Raw genomic sequence first — 16,125 nt, 5'->3', positions numbered from 1 at the left:
GCCGCGATGGAGCCTCGCAGCACCACCCGCCATCTGGCGCTGAGCAATCCCCGGCCAGAGCACGAGTCACTTCCCATCGACGGCCACGACGGCGGCGTCCCGGTCCGGGACAGCAAGGCGCCGACCGGTCCCGCTCTGGTCATCGCAGGGACAGCGTGGTCAGCCTTCGTGACCCATGTGAAGGGTCTGTCGGTCTGATCCCGCACGCGCGCTGCCCTAGCTGGTGACTCCAAGGAACTCCGCGAGTTTGCGGAGCCCTGGCGGGTGATTCGGTAGGGCCCACAGGTCGTTCACTATCGAGACCGCCAGGGTGTGGTGCCGCATCCAGGCCGGGGCGATCTCGCGGAGTCGCGTCAGCGCCTTCACCGCGCCTTCGGCGTTGCCGAGGTCCGTGTGGGCGCGGGCGACATCCAGCAGAAGCCATGTACGCCATGACGGCGGGGTGTCGGCGCTGAGGCGCATGCCCTGGGCGAGGTTCAGTGCCTCTTGGGGGCGGGCGTGCTGTACGGCCAGGCGTACGCGCTCGATGCGTACGGACGAGCGGCTGAACACCGACACCTCATACGGCCGTTGACCGCAGGCGGAAGCGCGGCCAGCCGCGTCGTCGCCTTCTCGGCCGTCGTCATCATGTCGCTCGCGGTGTCGTAGTCGCCCGAGCGGGCCGCGCTCGTCGCCGCCGACATCAGCAGGCCGCCCCATACACGGACGCCCTCGGCGGCGTTCATCGCACGCTCCAGCGCACTCAGCGCGAAGTCCGTCTTGCCGAGCCGGATGGCGAGGTGGCCGGCCAACTGGAGGGCCTTGCCCAAGGCCGCCTGCCCGGCCGACCGTTCGTCCCCGCTGCCGACCGATGCCGTGAAGCGGGCGTCATGGATGATGCCGGGCAGCACTTCCATCAGCCGACCGAACTCCGCGCCGTGGTAGAGCGTCCACGCGTCGGCGATCTCCCGCCGGAACCCCTGGCGGATCACCGAGCAGGGAAGTCAACTCGACACCGAGTCCCTGGGCCAAGGCATGCAAAGTCGGTAAGCGCGCGCTGTGTTTGCGTTTCTGCTCAAGCCACCGGTCTCCCAGGTGCTCAGCCATGGTCCGAGAGTACGGCGACCACCGGCCAGGAGAACAGCGAAGCCCTCTGACGGCGCTGCAAGACCTCGACCGTGCTCGTGATAGTCCCGCGCGCGGGCGTGTGCCGGTTGTTGGAGGTCGGTCGCATGCCGCCCGTCGGGATACGCGCCGACAGCTTGAGGACCACGTCCGGCTTGTCGGCGATCATCGCGTTCTCGGACCGCTTCAAGGCCACGGTCACCGGACCGTACGCCTGCAAGACGTCGTCACGCGGGGCGAACTCCCCGCCCCATGGCGACCGCGGCCGAGTGGGCGTACCGCAGTGCTTCTTCGGCGCACCCGGTGGCTGAACGGTGGTGGCCGACTGTTGGCCCCTTGTCGGCCACAATGACGGTATGACCAGCGTCATCGGGGCCAACACCGAAACGCCGCATGCTCTCGCCGGCTTGCCCTTGCCACTGCCCGCGCTGAACGGCCGCCGAAGAGACGACTACGCGCTCGCCATTCGGCAGATGTCCCAACGGCTGGTCGCACTCGACAACGAGATGCACGGCCTTCCTATTGCGGAGTTAGCCGCGCGTTCATTCAAGACTGTTCATAGCCGATTGGGCGCGGGCGACTACGAGCCTCGCTACGAGCATGACATCCAGTCAGCGGCAGCCGAGTTGGCTGAGATCACGGGATGGGCGCTGTTCAATGAAGGGGAGTTCAGTGCGTCCCGGAGGTTCAATCAGGAAGCCCTCTTTCTCGCTCGGCTTGCCGGGGATCGATCGACTGAACTGATCACCCTCCAGAACATGGGGATGCTCGCCGATTGGGTCGGGCGTTCGCGCGAAGCCCTGGCAATCGCACGGTCCGTGCTCGACCAGGGAAAACTCAGCCCACGAGTCGAAGCCATGTTCAGGGCAAGAGAGGCGCAGGGGCTTTCGGCGTCCGGCGATACCTCGGAAGCTGCTCGTTCCTTCGAACGTGCCCGATCGCTGCTCCAGGAAAGCGCGCCCGGCGACGAGCCCTCTTGGGCGTGGTGGGTGTCCGACCGGGAGATGGACAGGCAACAGGGACGGACCCTTCACGAAGCCGCGGAATGGCGCCAGGCAATCCCCGTACTCGAAAAGGCGATGCAGCACCAGGATGGCTCTCACGTCGGATACAAGAACGTGGCAGCCGTTCGCTTGCTCGACAGCCTCGTTCAAGTGAAGTCATGGCAAGCGGCTGAGCGTGAGGCGGGGAAGCTGATGCTCGTGGTCGGCGAGATGTCATCTGTCGTAACCCTCGACATCCTCAAAAAGGTGGCCAGTCGGGGAAAGCGCCTGTCGGCCGCCCCGAGCAACCTGAAGGACGCGCTGGACCACATCGAATCCGTCATAGAGGAAGACCCGTACGAAATCTGATCCCCACGGGCCGCCGAGCTGCTCGCACACACGGCTGTGGCCCGAGGCCGCTCAAGAAGGCAACGTCGCGTCGAGGTATTCCCGCACCGCCTCGAACAGTCCGTACGGCACGTACTGCGGGATCTCAGCATGGGCAACCCAGGCGAGTTCGGCCAGTTCCTCGGTGTCCGCGACGTGGGCGGTACCGTCCACTACCTCGCAGGCCGTGTACGACATCAGCCGACCCGTCTTCGGGTGGACGCGCTCGCCGAGCGGCTTCACAGCCGCCACGGTCAGCCCGGTCTCCTCCCGGGTCTCGCGCACCGCGGCGTCCTCACGCTCTTCGCCCGGCTCGACCTCTCCGGCCGGGAACTGCCAGGAGAGCCGGCCCTCGCTGACCCGGCGGCGCACCATCAGCACACGCCCCTCGTTCACGACGACGGCGGCGGCGACGTCCGGGCGCTCGTCCGCGTTCCGCTGCGTCACGTCTGCTCCTCCGGGACGGTCAGGATGGGCGGGAAGATCGTATCGACGGGGATGAAGCGGGGCACAGGACATCACTGTGGGCCCACCAAGCCCGCGGAACCACCCGCATGAACCAGGTCCCACCGCCCCTCCGCGAACTGCCCCTCGTCGCCACCCCCCACGCCGTTGCCTGGGCCCGCCGCCACAACCCCGACAGGCGATGAACCGTCGACCAGTCACCCCCGTTGTCCCCAGGACAGCAGTGTTCCACCAGGCAAGGGGGCAGCGAGATCATGACCGGTCGATATTCGCCGAACGCGAGCCAGTCGGGGGACGAACCCCCTCCGAGTTACGAGGAATCAACAGCGACCCAGCCCAGGCACGTCAGCGTGTTCCTGCACCCTGATTCGCGGGAGCTGGACGCGCAGGCCACGCGCGGTCGTACCGGCCCGGCCATGACGTCCGGCGCCGCCCAGCCGCCCGCGTACACAGGGGCACCCCATGCGTTCACGTTCCTGAACCCCGAGTCGCGCTTGCTGCACGCGGAGATCACGCGCAGCAACGCCCAGGCGCCCGCCTACACGGGGACACCCAATCCGTTCGCGTTCCAGGCACGCGAAACCGATCCGTTCACGTACCTCCAGCCCCCAGCCGATCCGTTCGCCTACCTGGTACACGACCCCACCCCATCGCAGCGGCAAGCGGGTCAGGCGCCTGTCGCCCCTTACGCGCAGACGCCGCCCGCCGATCGCTCGGACCGCCGCTCGGAGCGTCACTCGGAGCGTCACTCGGAACGTCACTCGGAGCGACGGTCCGACCGCCGGTCGGGCCAATCGAGCGGTTCTCGGCACAACGCCGCGAACTCGTCGCGTACAGACTCCGCCACCAAATCCAAGAACCGTCGCTCGGGACGCTGACGGCAGCGCTTGACCTCAAGTTCGGTCCAGGTTCTACGTTCGCCGTATGGACTACTCACACGACGACGCCGGACTCGTACGACAGCCCATCGGCTACTGGGCCTGGGCCGCACAGGACGCGGTGGTCACCTACATCCGCGCGCGCCTCGCCGAGGTCGGGCTTTCGCAGCCGCAGTGGTGGGTGCTGAGTCAGTTGGCCGGCTCACCGGGCGGCCGGGACCGCGCCGAACTGGCCGACTTCCTCCAGGGCTATCTGAAGGTCGGCACCCTCACGATGCTCGACGAGATCGACACCCTGCTCGACCGCGACCTGGTCACCGAGGAGAACGGTCTGCTCACCCTCACCCCGGAAGGCGCCGAACTCCAGGCCCGCGCCGCCGAACGCCAGACAGCCGTACGCGCGACCATCCACGCGGACATCCCCGACGAGGAGTACGTCCGCACCCTCAAAACCCTGCAACGCATGATCCACAACGTGAACGGCTCGGCCTGGCACCACTGAACCCCCTCACACCCGAGGCAGCCCCTCAGAACACATCGCTCGGTACGTACGCCCCCCACACCTCGCGGAGCGCGTCGCACACCTCCCCCACCGTCGCCCGCGCCCGCAGAGCGGTCCGCATCGGGTACAGGACGTTCTCCGTGCCCGCCGCCGCTCGGCGCAGGTCCTTCAGGGCCGAGTCCACGGCCGACCGGTCCCGTTCCGCGCGGAGTTTCGCCAGGCGTTCCACCTGCTGGGACTCGATCGCCGGGTCGACCCGGAGAGGCTCGTACGGCTCCTCCTCGTCCAGCGTGTAGCGGTTGACGCCGATGACGACCCGTTCGCCGGCGTCGGTCTCCTGGGCGATCCGGTACGCGCTGCGCTCGATCTCAGCCTTCTGGAAGCCCTGTTCGATCGCGGCGACCGCGCCGCCCAGGTCCTCGACCCGTGCCATCAGCGCGAGCGCCGCCTCCTCCACACCGTCCGTCATGCTCTCGATGACGTACGACCCGGCGAACGGGTCCACGGTCGCCGTGACATCCGTCTCGTACGCGAGGACTTGTTGCGTGCGCAGGGCGAGCCGGGCCGCCTTGTCCGTGGGGAGCGCGATGGCCTCGTCGAAGGAGTTGGTGTGGAGAGACTGGGTGCCGCCGAGGACGGCGCCGAGGCCCTGGACGGCCACCCGGACGAGGTTCACCTCGGGCTGCTGCGCAGTGAGCTGGACGCCCGCCGTCTGGGTGTGGAAGCGCAGCATCTGTGACTTGGGATTCTTCGCGCCGAACTCGTCCCGCATCACCCGCGCCCAGATCCGCCGCGCCGCCCGGAACTTGGCGACCTCTTCGAGCAGCGTCGTCCGCGCCACGAAGAAGAACGACAGACGGGGCGCGAACTCGTCCACGTCCATCCCGGCCGCGACCGCAGTCCGCACGTAGGCGATGCCGTCCGCGAGCGTGAACGCGATCTCCTGGACGGGCGTCGCCCCCGCCTCCGCCATGTGGTACCCGGAGATCGAAATGGTGTTCCAGCGCGGGATCTCGGCCTGGCAGTACCGGAAGATGTCGGCGGTCAGCCGCAGCGACGGCTTGGGCGGGAAAATGTACGTCCCGCGCGCGATGTACTCCTTCAGGACGTCGTTCTGGATGGTGCCCGTGAGCCGGTCGGCGGGGACGCCCTGCTCCTCGGCGACCAGTTGGTAGAGGAGGAGCAGAAGCGCGGCGGGCGCGTTGATCGTCATCGACGTCGACACCTGGTCGAGCGGGATGGAGTCGAACAGCACCCGCATGTCGTCCACCGAGTCGATCGCCACGCCCACCTTGCCGACCTCGCCCGACGCGATCGGCGCATCGCTGTCGTGGCCCATCTGGGTGGGCAGGTCGAAGGCGACGGACAGGCCGGTGGTGCCGTGCGCGATGAGCTGCCGGTAGCGGGCGTTGGACTCGGCGGCCGTACCGAACCCGGCGTACTGCCGCATCGTCCAGGGCCGTCCGGTGTACATCGTGGGGTACACCCCGCGCGTGAAGGGGTACGCGCCCGGCTCGCCCAGGCGCTCGGCCGGGTCCCAGCCGGCCAGCGCGTCCGGCCCGTACACCGGCTCGACGGGCTGTCCGGACTCCGACTCGCGCGCCATGGCGTCCACCTCCGCTCGTGTCGCTCCCGCGAAGAAGCTCCCTCTTGCTGACAGCATGCGTCGCGCAGGAACATTCCGCCGTAGTTCGCAACCGCGTGCGCCCGGGAAACATCTCCACTGGCACACGGCGGACGGACGGACGGGGGCAGCGATGAGGACGGGTGTCATAGACAGATCCGGGACGACGGCGCGCGCGGGGTACGGCGCGCGTGGAGTGCGCGGGTGGCGCGTGGGTGTCGCGGTGGCGGCGGTCACGGCCGTGGTGAGTGGCTGCACGGCTCAGGCCGTCGGCACGGACGGCAAGGGGCGCCAGGCACAGGCGACCCCTTCCGACAGCGGTACGGGATCCGGCAAGGGGACGACGGACCCCAAGCCGGACAAGAGCCCCGGCGGCAAGAAGCCGGGGGCGAAGCCGGCCGGTACGACGGCGAACCCGTCGGCATCGGCGCCCGCCAAGGTGCTGCTCCGCATGGGCGACAGCGGCGCGCGCGTACGGGACCTCCAGGCGCGGCTGCGCGCGGTGGCCTGGCTCTTCGACGGCCCGACCGGGCGGTACGACACCTCGACGGTGAAGGCCGTCAAGGGCTTCCAGGGCAAGCGCGGCCTCCCCGAGACCGGCTCCGTGGACACGGTCACCCTGGAACGCCTCGCGGAGATGACGGAGAAGCCGACCCGCGACGAGCTGTACGCGAACGGGGGCCAGCCCGCCGCCGAGCCGGACCCGAGCTGCCTCAAGGGCCGGGTCCTGTGCATCAGCAAGAACAGCCGCACCCTGACGTGGATGGTCGACGGCGCGGCGATCTCCACGATGGACGTCCGCTTCGGCTCGCAGTACACGCCGACCCGCGAGGGCACGTTCACCGTGTACTGGAAGTCCCGCGACCACGTGTCGACGCTGTACCACACGCCCATGCCGTACGCGATGTTCTTCAGCGGCGGCCAGGCCGTCCACTTCTCGTCGGACTTCGCGGCCCGTGGCTACACCGGCGCGTCGCACGGCTGCGTGAACGTGAAGGACAAGGAGAAGATCGCGTCCCTGTTCGGCCAGGTGAGGACGGGCGACAAGGTCGTCATCTACTGGTGACGCTGACGGGTTGATTTATGTGGCGCGGGCGGGACCGGGGGAACGTGTCCCGCCCGCGCCTGTGGCGCTGAGCCGAAGGTACGGGGGGAACCCCGGCTCGCGCACGGCCGATGACCAGTCGGCTCACTTCTTACTGCGCCGCGCCTTCAAAAAACGTCACACCTGACCGAAAAGAACCCCATCCGGGTGAGGAAATGGCTGGTGGGGGCGGTAGCTGGGGTAGGCGACGCGGTCGGGTTCCCTGGTCGGGTGGCTGGTAAGCGCCGTCCGGCCGCCCTCTTCAGGCGTCGGTCGTTGAGTTCAGGTGTCGGTTGAGGGGGACGCCTCGGGAGAACTCTCGGGTGCGGGCTCGGTCGTGGGCGCGAACGACGGCACCATCCCCTCGCCCGGCTCCCCCCAGGACGTCTCGCCGTCCCCGTTGCCCGACCCCTGGTCATCGACTCCGCCGTCCCCGTCCTCGTCACCCCCGCCGTCGCCGTCGCCGCCCCGGTACTCCCCGTCCCGGCCGCCGCCCGCGCCCTTGGTCCCGTTGCCGGTCCCGTTGCCACTCTTGTGATCAAGGACTTTGCCGCAGAACCGGTCCACCCGGTCCGCGCCCTTGGCCACCCGCTCCAACTTCCGCTGCCCCGCCGCGTCCAGGGTGCCGGCCTGGTAGTCCCGGCAGGCGTCGACGGTCCGCGCCCACCACGACGCTCCGGACCGCGATGCGTCACCGTCGGACACACCGCCCGGATTCACGGGCTCACCGGCGGGCGCGCTGGGCGGCCCGGAGGGCGTCGGCGGACGCTCCGGTGTCACCTCGGAGTCGGCGTCGGCATCGGCGGAGGTGGACGGGCTCGGCACCAGGGAACTCAGCGGCTGCTCGGGCGTGGCGGGCGGCCCGGAGACGGAGGCGGCGGGCGCGGGGTCGTGCCGGCCGCCGAACGGCGAGGGCAGCACCCCGGTACCGGCCGCGACGGCGACCCCGCCGAGCATGCACCCGGCCAGCGCGGCGACGAGCCCGAACCGTACGGGACGGGCCCACCGCACGGGCGCGGGTCGCCCGAGCAGCACGGGGTCGTCCCCGTCACCGGGGCCCGCCGTACCGGACGCGGCACCGGACGCGGCCCCGGCCGCGTCCCTTATGACACCGTTGTCCACGATCATGCCGGGGCGACCGTGCCGGGCGGCGCGGAAGGCGGCGAGGGCGGTCGCCTCACCGGGAAGTTCACCGGGGACGGCAGGTACGGAGGGCATGGCGGGTACGGGGCGTTGGGCGCCGGAGGCCACCGCGGCGAGCGCGTCGAGCGTTTGCGCAAGGCGTTCCGCACGGTCGCGAGCGTGATCATCGACGGCTTTCAGGGGCTCACCGCGCAGCAGCCGTTCCGCCGCGTCGCGGTCCAGCCACTCGTATCGCTCGTCGGGCATCACATGTCCTTCTGCGTCCGCGTTCGCGAATGCGTCACACCGGCTGACGCTCCCGCGCGTCCGCGCGGTTCTCGCTGCGGAGGGACGCCCCCGAGAATCCCCGTACCGTCCGGATCGTCTTCGTCCGGTTCGTCGCCGAGGAGTTCGGCGAGCCGTTTCAGCCCGCGGTGCGCGGCGGTACGGACCGCTCCGGGGCGTTTGCCGAGGGTCTGGGCGGCGCTCTTGGCGTCGAGCCCGACGACGACGCGCAGCACGACCGCCTCGGCCTGGTCCTGCGGAAGCTGGGCGATGAGCGAGAGGGTGTCGCTGGTCGCGAGCGCCTCGATCGCCTCGCCCGCCGTGTCCGAGGTGGCGGGTTTGCCGGTGAGTTCGGTCTCGTCGGCGCCTATCGCGGGGCGCCGGCCCCGCATCCGTATGTGGTCGAGCGCGCGGTTACGGGCTATCCGGGCGGCCCACCCGCGGAAACGGTCGGCGTCGCCGCTGAACCGGTCCAGGTCCCGCGCTATCTGGAGCCATGCCTCGGAGGTCACGTCCTCGGCGTCCGGGTCGCCGACCAGCGTCCGCACGTACCCGAGCAGCCGCGGGTGCACAGCGCGGTACACAGTACGGAACCCGGTGTCGTCCCCGTTCTGTGCCGCAAGCACCGCGGCGGTCAGCTCCGCGTCGTCCCCCAGCACTACGCCCCTCTTCGCGCCTCTACCGGCGCCGCGGCTTCACAGTCCGGCGCGAATGGCACGCTACGGCCTGAATTAGGTCCGCGTCCATGTTTGTACAACCGGCAACCAGCACCCGGCGGAGTGGGGTGTGACACAAAACGCGCGCCTGACGCAGTACTAGGTACGGGCCGCCGCGCGGCCCGTGTCGTGCGGCGGCCGGGGCCTCTCCTGTGGGGGGTGGCGGCCCCGGTCGTTGCCACGAACCCCGCCACACGCCTCCGGCGGCCCCCGCGCCACCTCGGCCACCCTCGTAATTCAGCCATCCTTCAGCGTGGCTCGGAACTCCGGGACGTTCAGACCGCACTCGCGCAGCAGCCGGGCGCTGTCCTTGTCGTTGTCCAGGATCAGGGCCAGCAAGTGGGTCGAGGTGAAGCGCTTCCTGGTGCAGCTCTGGGAGAGATGGAGGATGCGCTCCATCGAGCTGGACCACGGCAGCTCCCGCTTGTTGGTCGGCCTGCCCGCCGGTTGACCGGCTGCCAGTGCCGCGCGCAGGGCCGGGTACTCGACTCCCGCGGCCTTCAGCAGGCGGCTCGCATCGCTGTCATGGTGAGCGATGCAGAGGAGCACGTGCACGGGGAAGACTTCGTCGCGGTGGAGAGACCGCGCTTCGGCAGGGGCCCGTGCGAGGTCACGAACCGCGTCCTCCGACATCAATTCGGGCATGCGATCAGTATTCGGTCACGCCGAGTTCGTCGTCCATCAGTCTGTGAAGAGTGGCTGAGGACTGCCGACAGGGTTCCTCTGCTTGCATGCTCGGTCCGGGCCTGGGCGTCGACTGCGATGGGGACGGTGACGCCGGGGGCCGCCTGGCCTTCACCGCCGGGTGCGCCGCTGACACCTGATCCGCGGTGACCTTCTCGTTGGACGCGGCTTCGAGGTGGCGCCGGCCGATATGCGGGATGTCACTGACCCAGCCCGGCACCGCCGACGGCTCCTTCCTGATCGACGTGACCACGACGCCCGCCCCCCCTCCGCACCGGCACCGGCAGACACCGCAAGCCTCAGCACCCGCCCGACTAGAGCCTGCCGTAAAGGGTGGGCAGGTCGACCAGAAGGAGGTCGTCGCGGTGGGCCGCCAGGTCGATCAGGTCCGGGTAGAAGCCGTGCAGTGAGTACAGGGCCAGAGTGGTCGCAGAGGTCTCGTACCCCTGATCCGTGAGCAGGCCACGGATATGTTCCAGGCGCGCCAGGTCCCCGGTACCCCGGCGAGCCGCGGTCGCCTTGGCCTCGCCCAGCAGTGCGACCCTCGCGCGGGGAGCCTGCGGACGCTCGCCGGCGGCCAGCGCGATGACGTCGACCTCGTGCTTCGTACGGGCTGCCTGGTCGGCGACCTCGGTGGTGCCGACCGGGCCCGGCAGACCACCGGGCAGCAGGGTGTGGGCGTAACGACGGGTGAAGTCGCGGGCCAGGTCCTCGAAGTGCGGCCCGAGGATCTTGGAGTTGAAGGTGGGAGCGGCCTGCTGCCACACCTGCTCGGCGAAACCCTGCTCGACGGCCGCGGCCTGCGGAAGGGTGATGAGCTGATTGAAGCGGATCACAGGGTCGGCGAGGGTGATGACGGGATGTCTGGAGCGGAGGATGTCCTGTTCGCGCCGGATGTAGCCGGTGGATTCCAGCACTCCGAGGGGGTGGGCGACGGCATTGCGCGGGCGCTCCAGCGCGGCACCGATCTTGCTGGGGGTGGAGGCTCCCCGCGCGATCGCGGTGAGGATGTCGTAGTACAAGGTGTGCTGCGTGATCCTCGGGTCCTCGCGCAGCAGGTACTCGGTCTCGGTGCGCGAGTACACCGCACGCCCCGGGTCCAGCAGCGTCCGGGTAAGCCAGGCGTCGAAGCCGTCGTCCGGATGCGGACGGCCGGCCACCGGCCGGTAACCGGGGGCCCCGCCGAGGACCGCGTGCACCTTCAGGGCGATCAGCGGGTCGGCGATCTGCCAGAAGGTGCGGCTGTCCCGGTAGCCGAAGGCGCCCAGCCGCAGATCGACCACCGCGCGTCCCCGAAGCGGCTTGGTCCCCGAGAGCAGTTCGTGCATGACGCTCATCGCGGAGCCGCACAGGATCAGGCGCGGGCCCGGCCCGGCACCGGGTGGGGTGCCGCGCTGGCGTTCGTCGTAGAGCTGTTGCAGCAGCCCGGGGATCTCCGGCGAGTGCTGGAGCAGATACGGCAACTCATCGATCACCAGCAACGGATATGCCGAACGGGCGGTCACATCGAGGGCATTGGACAGGACGTCACGCCAGTCGGTCAGACGCAGGCTCCCCGGCCGGAGACCGGCGTGGGTGGCGACCGCGTCACTGAATCGCTGGATCGCCGGCAGCCGCCCCTCCTCCCGGACGGCTGTCACGTACAGGCCACCGACCTGCTCGGACAGAGCCTGCAGAAGGTACGACTTCCCGTGTCGACGCCGCCCGGACACGATGCCGAGCCGCATCGCCGGGTCCGGATCAATGAGGAACTCGGCGAGCAGATTCCACTCACGGTCCCGATCGACCACATCGTCCGGCTTGGTCGGCAGACTCTTCTTCACTCGCCCTCCCACACATCGACTGAGACGAGATGTGTCTAAGCGTACTTCGACAGAAAGAGTCGTACTGGAAATGGTCCGGCTACCCCGGCCGCCCTCGCGATTCACCCGGCTCCCGGTTCAGCCGTCCTTCTTGGGCCCCTTGCCCATGCCCTTGCCCATGCCCTTGCCCTTTCCGTTGCTCTTGCCGTTCCCCTGGCCGTTCGCCTCGCCCTCGCCCTTTGACGGCGTCTCGGTCGGCGGTGTGTCTTCGGTCGGCTTCGGCGGAGGGGGCGTCTCGGCGAGGATTTCCTCGCAGTACGCGGTGAGGTGGTCCTCGCCGCCCGCCGCACGGATCAGGCGCTGCCAGGCCGTGGACTGCAGGGCGGGGCCCTTGTCCTTGCCCTTCGCCAGGTGCTTCAGGTACGAGCGGCAGTGTGCCTCGGTGCTTTTCGCCGTGTCGGGACGCCCGGCGGGGCCGTGAGTGTCCCCCGTGGTGGGGCTCTCCGGGGTGGGGGGTGCCGTGCTGGGCGGCGGGGGCTGTTCCGGTACGAGTTGTTCCGGGGCGCTGTGTGCGGGGCGCTGGTCGGGCAGGTGCCGTTCGTCCTGGCTCGTACCGCCGCCGCCTCCCGTACCGCCCCCGCCGATCGACGCGACGGCCACTCCGCCGAGCGCGACGCCCGCCAGGAGCGCGCCGACGCCCACGCGCACCGAGCGCCGCGCCGGGCGCCTCGGTCTGTGCGGGCGCCAGTCGTCGCGGCGGCGGGTCCGCGCGGGGTGGGTCCCGCGGGCCGCCGTGAAGGCGGCGACGGCGCGGGCCTCGGCCGCCGGATCCACCGTGTCCGGGCGCAGCGCGCCGGTCAGCAGTGCGGCGATTCGCGCCGACGCGAGTTCGTCCTCGCCGCCGTCCACGTCCGACGTGTCACTCACGTCCCGTCCACCTCCGCCGGTTCATCCCGATTGCTCCTGCGTCCCGGAGCCGTCGTCCGTCACACCCGGTTGTTCGCCTCGCTCGGTGAACTGTCGCGCCAGTCGTTTGAGGCCCCGGTGCGCGGCGGTGCGGACGGCGCCGGGGCGCTTGCCGAGGACGCGGGCCGCCGAGGGGCCGTCGAGGCCGACGACGACCCTCAGGAGTACGGCTTCGGCCTGGTCGCGCGGCAAGCTCCGTACCAGCCGTATGGCCCGCTCGGTCGACAGCGACTCCATGGCCTGCTCGGGTGTGCTGAGCGGGCCCGGCAGATCGTGCAGGTCCGCCTCGAACGCCGAGGTGCGCGGCCGGGATCGCTGGCGGCGCAGATGGTCGAGCGCGCGGTGCCGGGCGATGGTCGCGGTCCAGCCGCGGAACCCGGCGCCGTCGCCGTGGAACCGGCCGAGGTCGCGGGCTATCTCCAGCCAGGCGTCCGACGCCACGTCCTCGGCGTCCTCGCCGACGATGCCGCGCACATAGCCGAGGAGCCCCGGGTGCACGATGCGGTACGCGACCGTGAACGCGGTCTCGTCGCCCTGCTGTGCCCGCGCGACAGCCTCGCCCAACTCCCCGTCGTGGGCATGCGGGCGCCGGCCTTCCCCTCCGTGCCCCAACCCTTTTCCTCTTCGGCCGACTTCACCCGACACACGAACCGCTGGTCCGCGCCTTGCAGCCCCCTTGCTCCTCAGCGCCCCGGCCCACAGAAGTGTCACAGGGTGCGGGTGTGGCGCCCGCGCCCATCCCCCGGCGCCCGACCCGGCGCCCGACCCGGCTCCCGCCCCTGCGCCTGGTCCGAACGGCGGCCGTGCAGCGTCAGATAGAAGTTCTGAAGGGACGCCTCGGGACCGACGGTGAACCGGTTCACGACCCGCCCGAGCGGATTCCACACCCGCCCGTCAGGCATCCGTACGCCCACCGACTGCCCGAAGTAGGCGCGCTGGGAAGCGTCGAAGTCCGTCCATCGCGCCCCGGCCCGCCGCACCATCACCTCACCGACGTAGGCCCCGAGCCCGAACAGCGCTCCGTCCACCGGGTGTTGGTCGTCGGCGCGCTGCCGTTCGGTGCCGCCCTTGCGTAACCCGTCGACCAGGAAGTCGACCACGCGCAGGCTGGCCACCGAGTAGTCCAGCGGCAGCGGCGGCCCCGCGCCCGCGCCCACCCCCCTGGCCGCGTCCGCCCGCTCCACGAAGACGGCGGCCAGCCGTCTCATGTCCCCCGCCCGTACCCGCGCCCGTGCCCTCCGCACACCCCGTTCGCGCTCCATCGCGCCCCACCCCTTGGTTCGCCCGGCCGTGGCGGGAACCCGTCCGGCCCCCCTACGTGCCCAGCGGATCGGGGTCCCGGATCATCACACGTCGGGCCGGAACGGGTCGTTTCCGAACTCCCTGAAGAAGGGGGCCGACCCGACGGCGGCCGGCGGACCGTCGAATCGGATGTCCCCTCGGCCGAGCGCCGCCAGGAACGCCGGCAGCGGGCCCGCGCAGATCTGCCAGTCGTCGAACTCCTCGTCGCAGAACACGATGTCCCAGGATTCCGGGTCGCTTTCGTCGGTGCGCCAGAAGAAGAGTTCCCCGAAGTAGCCCTCGCCCCAGGGCAGCAGTCCGCCGACGTCCGGGTGCAGTGGGTACGGGCAGGTCCCGGCGGCGCGGATGTCCTGGATCCGGTAGGCGTAGTGCCCCAGGTACGCGGTCTCGTCGTGGTCGAGGTCACCGGGCCTGATGAGGTGAAGTACCCCTTGGAAACTGCCTCGTGGCGTGTGCTCCGCCAGGTATTTGTACGCGGGCGGAAGGCGCAGGCCGATCGATCTCTCGACGGCGTGCCAGTCGAACTCGAAGTGGAGCCGGGGAGTAATGCCGAAGAACCGGACGACGTCGTCGGGTCCGGTCGATTCGCCGCTCATGATCGCCTCGCGCGGTAGACAGGGCTCGGCGTTCTATGGGGCGCGGGTCACTCAGGTCAAGTGGACGGACATTGCCGGACAGTCGGTGCACAGGGAGAGGAATCGCCCGGCGGGTCGCCGCCCCGAGATGGGGCGCGGCCGGTGCGGGTGATGTTTCGGGGCGCCGGTGCGCTGGAGGATGCGGGGCCCTGCGGGCTTCCCGCGGGCGGGGAGTGGCCCGGCGTCATCAATCAGCGCCGGCGCCACCCCCACGGACGGGCGGACTCCGGGGTACGAACACTCCCCGCCGCTCAAATCGGCCGCCCCCTCAACCCCTCCCCCGCGCCCGCCGCGACACCACCGCCCGCAGCACCCGGCGCCCCTCCGTCGACACCTCCAGGACCTGGCGCAGACCGCCCGTGCCCCGTTCGGCGAGGAGTTCCAGGATGGTGATCTGGCGGCGCAGTTCGGCGGCGACCAGCGGGGACATGCCCTCCGTCCGGCCCTCGCGCCGGGCCGTCACGGACGCCTCTCCGCCGCCCGGGATGTCGAGCAGCCGGTGGATCTGGAGGGCGGCGACCGAGCAGGCGTCGGCCCACTCCCGCAGGCTCCCTGCCAGGGGCCCGGTGTCCTCGTCGCCGGGCAGCCGGTCAGGCGCGGCATCGAGCATCCGCCGTACCAGCGCGGGCCCCTCGCCGTCGTCGCCGCGCACCGGGGTCCCGGCACCAAGCGCCGCCCCGGACACGGGGATTCCGGCACCGAACGCCGCCCGCGCCTTCTCCAGCCGCCCGCCCCACTCGTCACCGTCGGCGAGGCTCCCCCACAGGGGCCGCAGCACGTCGTCGCCGCCGCTGCCCTCACACGTGTCACCACCCAGCACCGGGACACAGCGGTCGAGGCAGGCCAGACCGCTCGCGGCCAGGGCTCTCCCATCGGCTTGAGCGATCAGTTCCACCAGGCTCATCACGCCTCCCCACCGGGGCGCCGCCGCACGGTGCCCGCACTGTCCCTCTCTGCGTGCGACGCACCGTCGGCGTCACAGCGAGCATCACAGCGGGCGCCCCGGCCAGGGGTGGCGTCAGAACTTGACGACGCCGAGCCGCTCCAGGAAGCGGAAGAACAGATGCTCGGCGGACGGATCGGCCGGGGCGTTCAGTACGTCGACCAGCGGCCCGGCCGGCACCGTACCGCCCGCCTCGGCCGCCCACGCCACCGCCCGCTCGGCGGCGTCAGCCGGGTCCAGGAAGTAGTCCTCCAGGGCGCGTTCGTCGCGCCCCAGGTGAACGGCCATCGCGGGCCGCGCCAGACACGTCGTCCACGCCCCGCTCTCCGGCGCCGCCCCCTCCACGACGACACAGTCACTGTCCATCACGTACCCGAACAGCGCGGGCGCCCCGGTCTCGCGGGCCAGCGTCATCATGCCGCCGATGTCGCGGGTGCCGTCGTCACCGCCGGTGCACTCCCACACCTGCCAGCCGTCGGCACGCCGTTCCAGAAGGGTCAGCTCGTCGCGTACGGCCGCGAGCGCGTCCCGCTCACCGAGCGATCGCTCGCCCCGGCCCACGACGTAGTAGCCCCAGTAGCCCATGCCCGTATCCCCCGTGCGCTCGACGGCTCTTGGCGGTGCCGAATACACCACAGCCGTA

Annotated in this window: 18 protein-coding genes and 2 pseudogenes; 5 read left to right on the top strand and 15 right to left on the bottom strand. The window is 70.6% G+C overall.

Annotated elements, in window-relative coordinates:
• Positions 1–6 precede the first annotated feature (6 nt).
• A complete protein-coding gene (locus ACIQNU_RS11475) occupies positions 7–198 on the top strand; it encodes a DUF397 domain-containing protein (protein WP_401364383.1) in 192 nt (63 codons plus the stop codon).
• A gap of 18 nt (positions 199–216) precedes the next feature.
• On the opposite strand, the pseudogene ACIQNU_RS11470 reads toward ACIQNU_RS11475, so the two are convergent.
• Both ACIQNU_RS11470 and ACIQNU_RS11465 read right to left on the bottom strand, forming a co-directional pair.
• Positions 217–1,086 (bottom strand): annotated as a pseudogene (locus tag ACIQNU_RS11470) (transcriptional regulator).
• Positions 1,079–1,306 (bottom strand): hypothetical protein, encoded by a 228-nt coding sequence (locus tag ACIQNU_RS11465; RefSeq protein WP_401364382.1) that lies wholly within the window; start codon positions 1,304–1,306, stop codon positions 1,079–1,081. Before ACIQNU_RS11465 ends, ACIQNU_RS11470 begins: the two are co-directional and overlap by 8 nt.
• 154 nt (positions 1,307–1,460) lie before the next feature.
• Between ACIQNU_RS11465 and ACIQNU_RS11460 the strand changes: the two genes are divergently transcribed.
• On the top strand, positions 1,461–2,456 hold the full coding sequence (locus ACIQNU_RS11460) for a hypothetical protein (RefSeq protein ID WP_401364379.1): 996 nt from the start codon (positions 1,461–1,463) through the stop codon (positions 2,454–2,456).
• A gap of 51 nt (positions 2,457–2,507) precedes the next feature.
• On the opposite strand, the gene ACIQNU_RS11455 is transcribed toward ACIQNU_RS11460, so the two are convergent.
• Entirely contained in the window at positions 2,508–2,921 is a 414-nt protein-coding gene (locus ACIQNU_RS11455; RefSeq protein ID WP_401364377.1) for an NUDIX hydrolase, read from the bottom strand.
• 368 nt (positions 2,922–3,289) lie between these two features.
• Here ACIQNU_RS11455 and ACIQNU_RS11450 point away from each other — a divergent pair, with 368 nt between their 5' ends.
• Together ACIQNU_RS11450 and ACIQNU_RS11445 are read left to right on the top strand one after the other, a co-directional pair.
• Positions 3,290–3,817, top strand: a complete 528-nt coding sequence (locus ACIQNU_RS11450; RefSeq protein ID WP_401364374.1) for a hypothetical protein — start codon at positions 3,290–3,292, stop codon at positions 3,815–3,817.
• A 46-nt stretch (positions 3,818–3,863) separates the two neighbouring features.
• Entirely contained in the window at positions 3,864–4,319 is a 456-nt protein-coding gene (locus tag ACIQNU_RS11445) for a MarR family winged helix-turn-helix transcriptional regulator (RefSeq protein WP_401364371.1), read from the top strand.
• A 25-nt stretch (positions 4,320–4,344) separates the two neighbouring features.
• Here the strand turns inward: ACIQNU_RS11445 and ACIQNU_RS11440 are convergent, their stop codons facing one another.
• Positions 4,345–5,925, bottom strand: coding sequence for a methylmalonyl-CoA mutase (locus ACIQNU_RS11440; RefSeq protein ID WP_401364368.1), 1,581 nt, complete (start codon positions 5,923–5,925; stop codon positions 4,345–4,347).
• 151 nt (positions 5,926–6,076) lie between these two features.
• On the opposite strand from ACIQNU_RS11440, the gene ACIQNU_RS11435 reads away from it, so the two are divergent.
• Positions 6,077–7,009 carry a L,D-transpeptidase family protein gene (locus ACIQNU_RS11435; RefSeq protein ID WP_401364365.1) on the top strand — a complete coding sequence of 311 codons (933 nt, stop codon included), beginning with the start codon at positions 6,077–6,079 and terminating at the stop codon, positions 7,007–7,009.
• A 300-nt stretch (positions 7,010–7,309) separates the two neighbouring features.
• Here the strand turns inward: ACIQNU_RS11435 and ACIQNU_RS11430 are convergent, their stop codons facing one another.
• The 11 genes and pseudogenes from ACIQNU_RS11430 to ACIQNU_RS11380 all read right to left on the bottom strand — a co-directional run bounded on the left by ACIQNU_RS11430 (position 7,310) and on the right by ACIQNU_RS11380 (position 16,067).
• Positions 7,310–8,416 carry a hypothetical protein gene (locus tag ACIQNU_RS11430; RefSeq protein ID WP_401364363.1) on the bottom strand — a complete coding sequence of 369 codons (1,107 nt, stop codon included), beginning with the start codon at positions 8,414–8,416 and terminating at the stop codon, positions 7,310–7,312.
• Entirely contained in the window at positions 8,416–9,093 is a 678-nt protein-coding gene (locus tag ACIQNU_RS11425) for an RNA polymerase sigma factor (protein WP_401364360.1), read from the bottom strand. Before ACIQNU_RS11425 ends, ACIQNU_RS11430 begins: the two co-directional genes overlap by 1 nt.
• Before the next feature lie 294 nt (positions 9,094–9,387).
• Positions 9,388–9,795: a Clp protease N-terminal domain-containing protein gene (locus ACIQNU_RS11420; RefSeq protein ID WP_401364357.1), complete on the bottom strand. Its 408-nt coding sequence runs from the start codon at positions 9,793–9,795 to the stop codon at positions 9,388–9,390.
• A 145-nt stretch (positions 9,796–9,940) separates the two neighbouring features.
• Positions 9,941–10,042: pseudogene (locus ACIQNU_RS11415) on the bottom strand (HAD family hydrolase); the annotation flags it as partial.
• Positions 10,043–10,148: 106 nt separating this feature from the next.
• Positions 10,149–11,657 carry an ATP-binding protein gene (locus tag ACIQNU_RS11410; protein ID WP_401364354.1) on the bottom strand — a complete coding sequence of 503 codons (1,509 nt, stop codon included), beginning with the start codon at positions 11,655–11,657 and terminating at the stop codon, positions 10,149–10,151.
• Between the two features lie 117 nt (positions 11,658–11,774).
• Positions 11,775–12,563: a hypothetical protein gene (locus tag ACIQNU_RS11405; RefSeq protein ID WP_401364352.1), complete on the bottom strand. Its 789-nt coding sequence runs from the start codon at positions 12,561–12,563 to the stop codon at positions 11,775–11,777.
• Positions 12,564–12,584: 21 nt separating this feature from the next.
• Positions 12,585–13,214 (bottom strand): RNA polymerase sigma factor, encoded by a 630-nt coding sequence (locus tag ACIQNU_RS11400; RefSeq protein ID WP_401364349.1) that lies wholly within the window; start codon positions 13,212–13,214, stop codon positions 12,585–12,587.
• A gap of 95 nt (positions 13,215–13,309) precedes the next feature.
• Complete coding sequence (locus tag ACIQNU_RS11395; protein WP_401364347.1) at positions 13,310–13,864, bottom strand: hypothetical protein; 555 nt, start codon at positions 13,862–13,864, stop codon at positions 13,310–13,312.
• 84 nt (positions 13,865–13,948) lie between these two features.
• On the bottom strand, positions 13,949–14,500 hold the full coding sequence (locus ACIQNU_RS11390) for a hypothetical protein (RefSeq protein ID WP_401364345.1): 552 nt from the start codon (positions 14,498–14,500) through the stop codon (positions 13,949–13,951).
• A 307-nt stretch (positions 14,501–14,807) separates the two neighbouring features.
• Positions 14,808–15,443, bottom strand: coding sequence for a hypothetical protein (locus tag ACIQNU_RS11385; RefSeq protein ID WP_401364342.1), 636 nt, complete (start codon positions 15,441–15,443; stop codon positions 14,808–14,810).
• Positions 15,444–15,557: 114 nt separating this feature from the next.
• Entirely contained in the window at positions 15,558–16,067 is a 510-nt protein-coding gene (locus tag ACIQNU_RS11380) for a hypothetical protein (protein ID WP_401364339.1), read from the bottom strand.
• Between the last annotated feature and the right edge of the window lie 58 nt (positions 16,068–16,125).

This window comes from Streptomyces sp. NPDC091292 (assembly GCF_044757265.1).
Lineage (GTDB): Bacteria > Actinomycetota > Actinomycetes > Streptomycetales > Streptomycetaceae > Streptomyces.
The sequence above is the reverse complement of the archived record's forward strand: the minus strand, read 5'-3'. Positions and strand labels throughout refer to the sequence as shown.

Coding starts and splice junctions, on each gene's coding strand:
- ACIQNU_RS11475 (WP_401364383.1), top strand. CDS start 7: ATGGAGCCTCGCAGCACCACCCGCCATCTGGCGCTGAGCAATCCCCGG.
- ACIQNU_RS11460 (WP_401364379.1), top strand. CDS start 1,461: ATGACCAGCGTCATCGGGGCCAACACCGAAACGCCGCATGCTCTCGCC.
- ACIQNU_RS11445 (WP_401364371.1), top strand. CDS start 3,864: ATGGACTACTCACACGACGACGCCGGACTCGTACGACAGCCCATCGGC.
- ACIQNU_RS11440 (WP_401364368.1), bottom strand. CDS start 5,925: ATGGCGCGCGAGTCGGAGTCCGGACAGCCCGTCGAGCCGGTGTACGGG.
- ACIQNU_RS11435 (WP_401364365.1), top strand. CDS start 6,077: ATGAGGACGGGTGTCATAGACAGATCCGGGACGACGGCGCGCGCGGGG.
- ACIQNU_RS11430 (WP_401364363.1), bottom strand. CDS start 8,416: ATGCCCGACGAGCGATACGAGTGGCTGGACCGCGACGCGGCGGAACGG.
- ACIQNU_RS11420 (WP_401364357.1), bottom strand. CDS start 9,795: ATGCCCGAATTGATGTCGGAGGACGCGGTTCGTGACCTCGCACGGGCC.
- ACIQNU_RS11395 (WP_401364347.1), bottom strand. CDS start 13,864: ATGGAGCGCGAACGGGGTGTGCGGAGGGCACGGGCGCGGGTACGGGCG.
- ACIQNU_RS11390 (WP_401364345.1), bottom strand. CDS start 14,500: ATGAGCGGCGAATCGACCGGACCCGACGACGTCGTCCGGTTCTTCGGC.
- ACIQNU_RS11385 (WP_401364342.1), bottom strand. CDS start 15,443: ATGAGCCTGGTGGAACTGATCGCTCAAGCCGATGGGAGAGCCCTGGCC.
- ACIQNU_RS11380 (WP_401364339.1), bottom strand. CDS start 16,067: ATGGGCTACTGGGGCTACTACGTCGTGGGCCGGGGCGAGCGATCGCTC.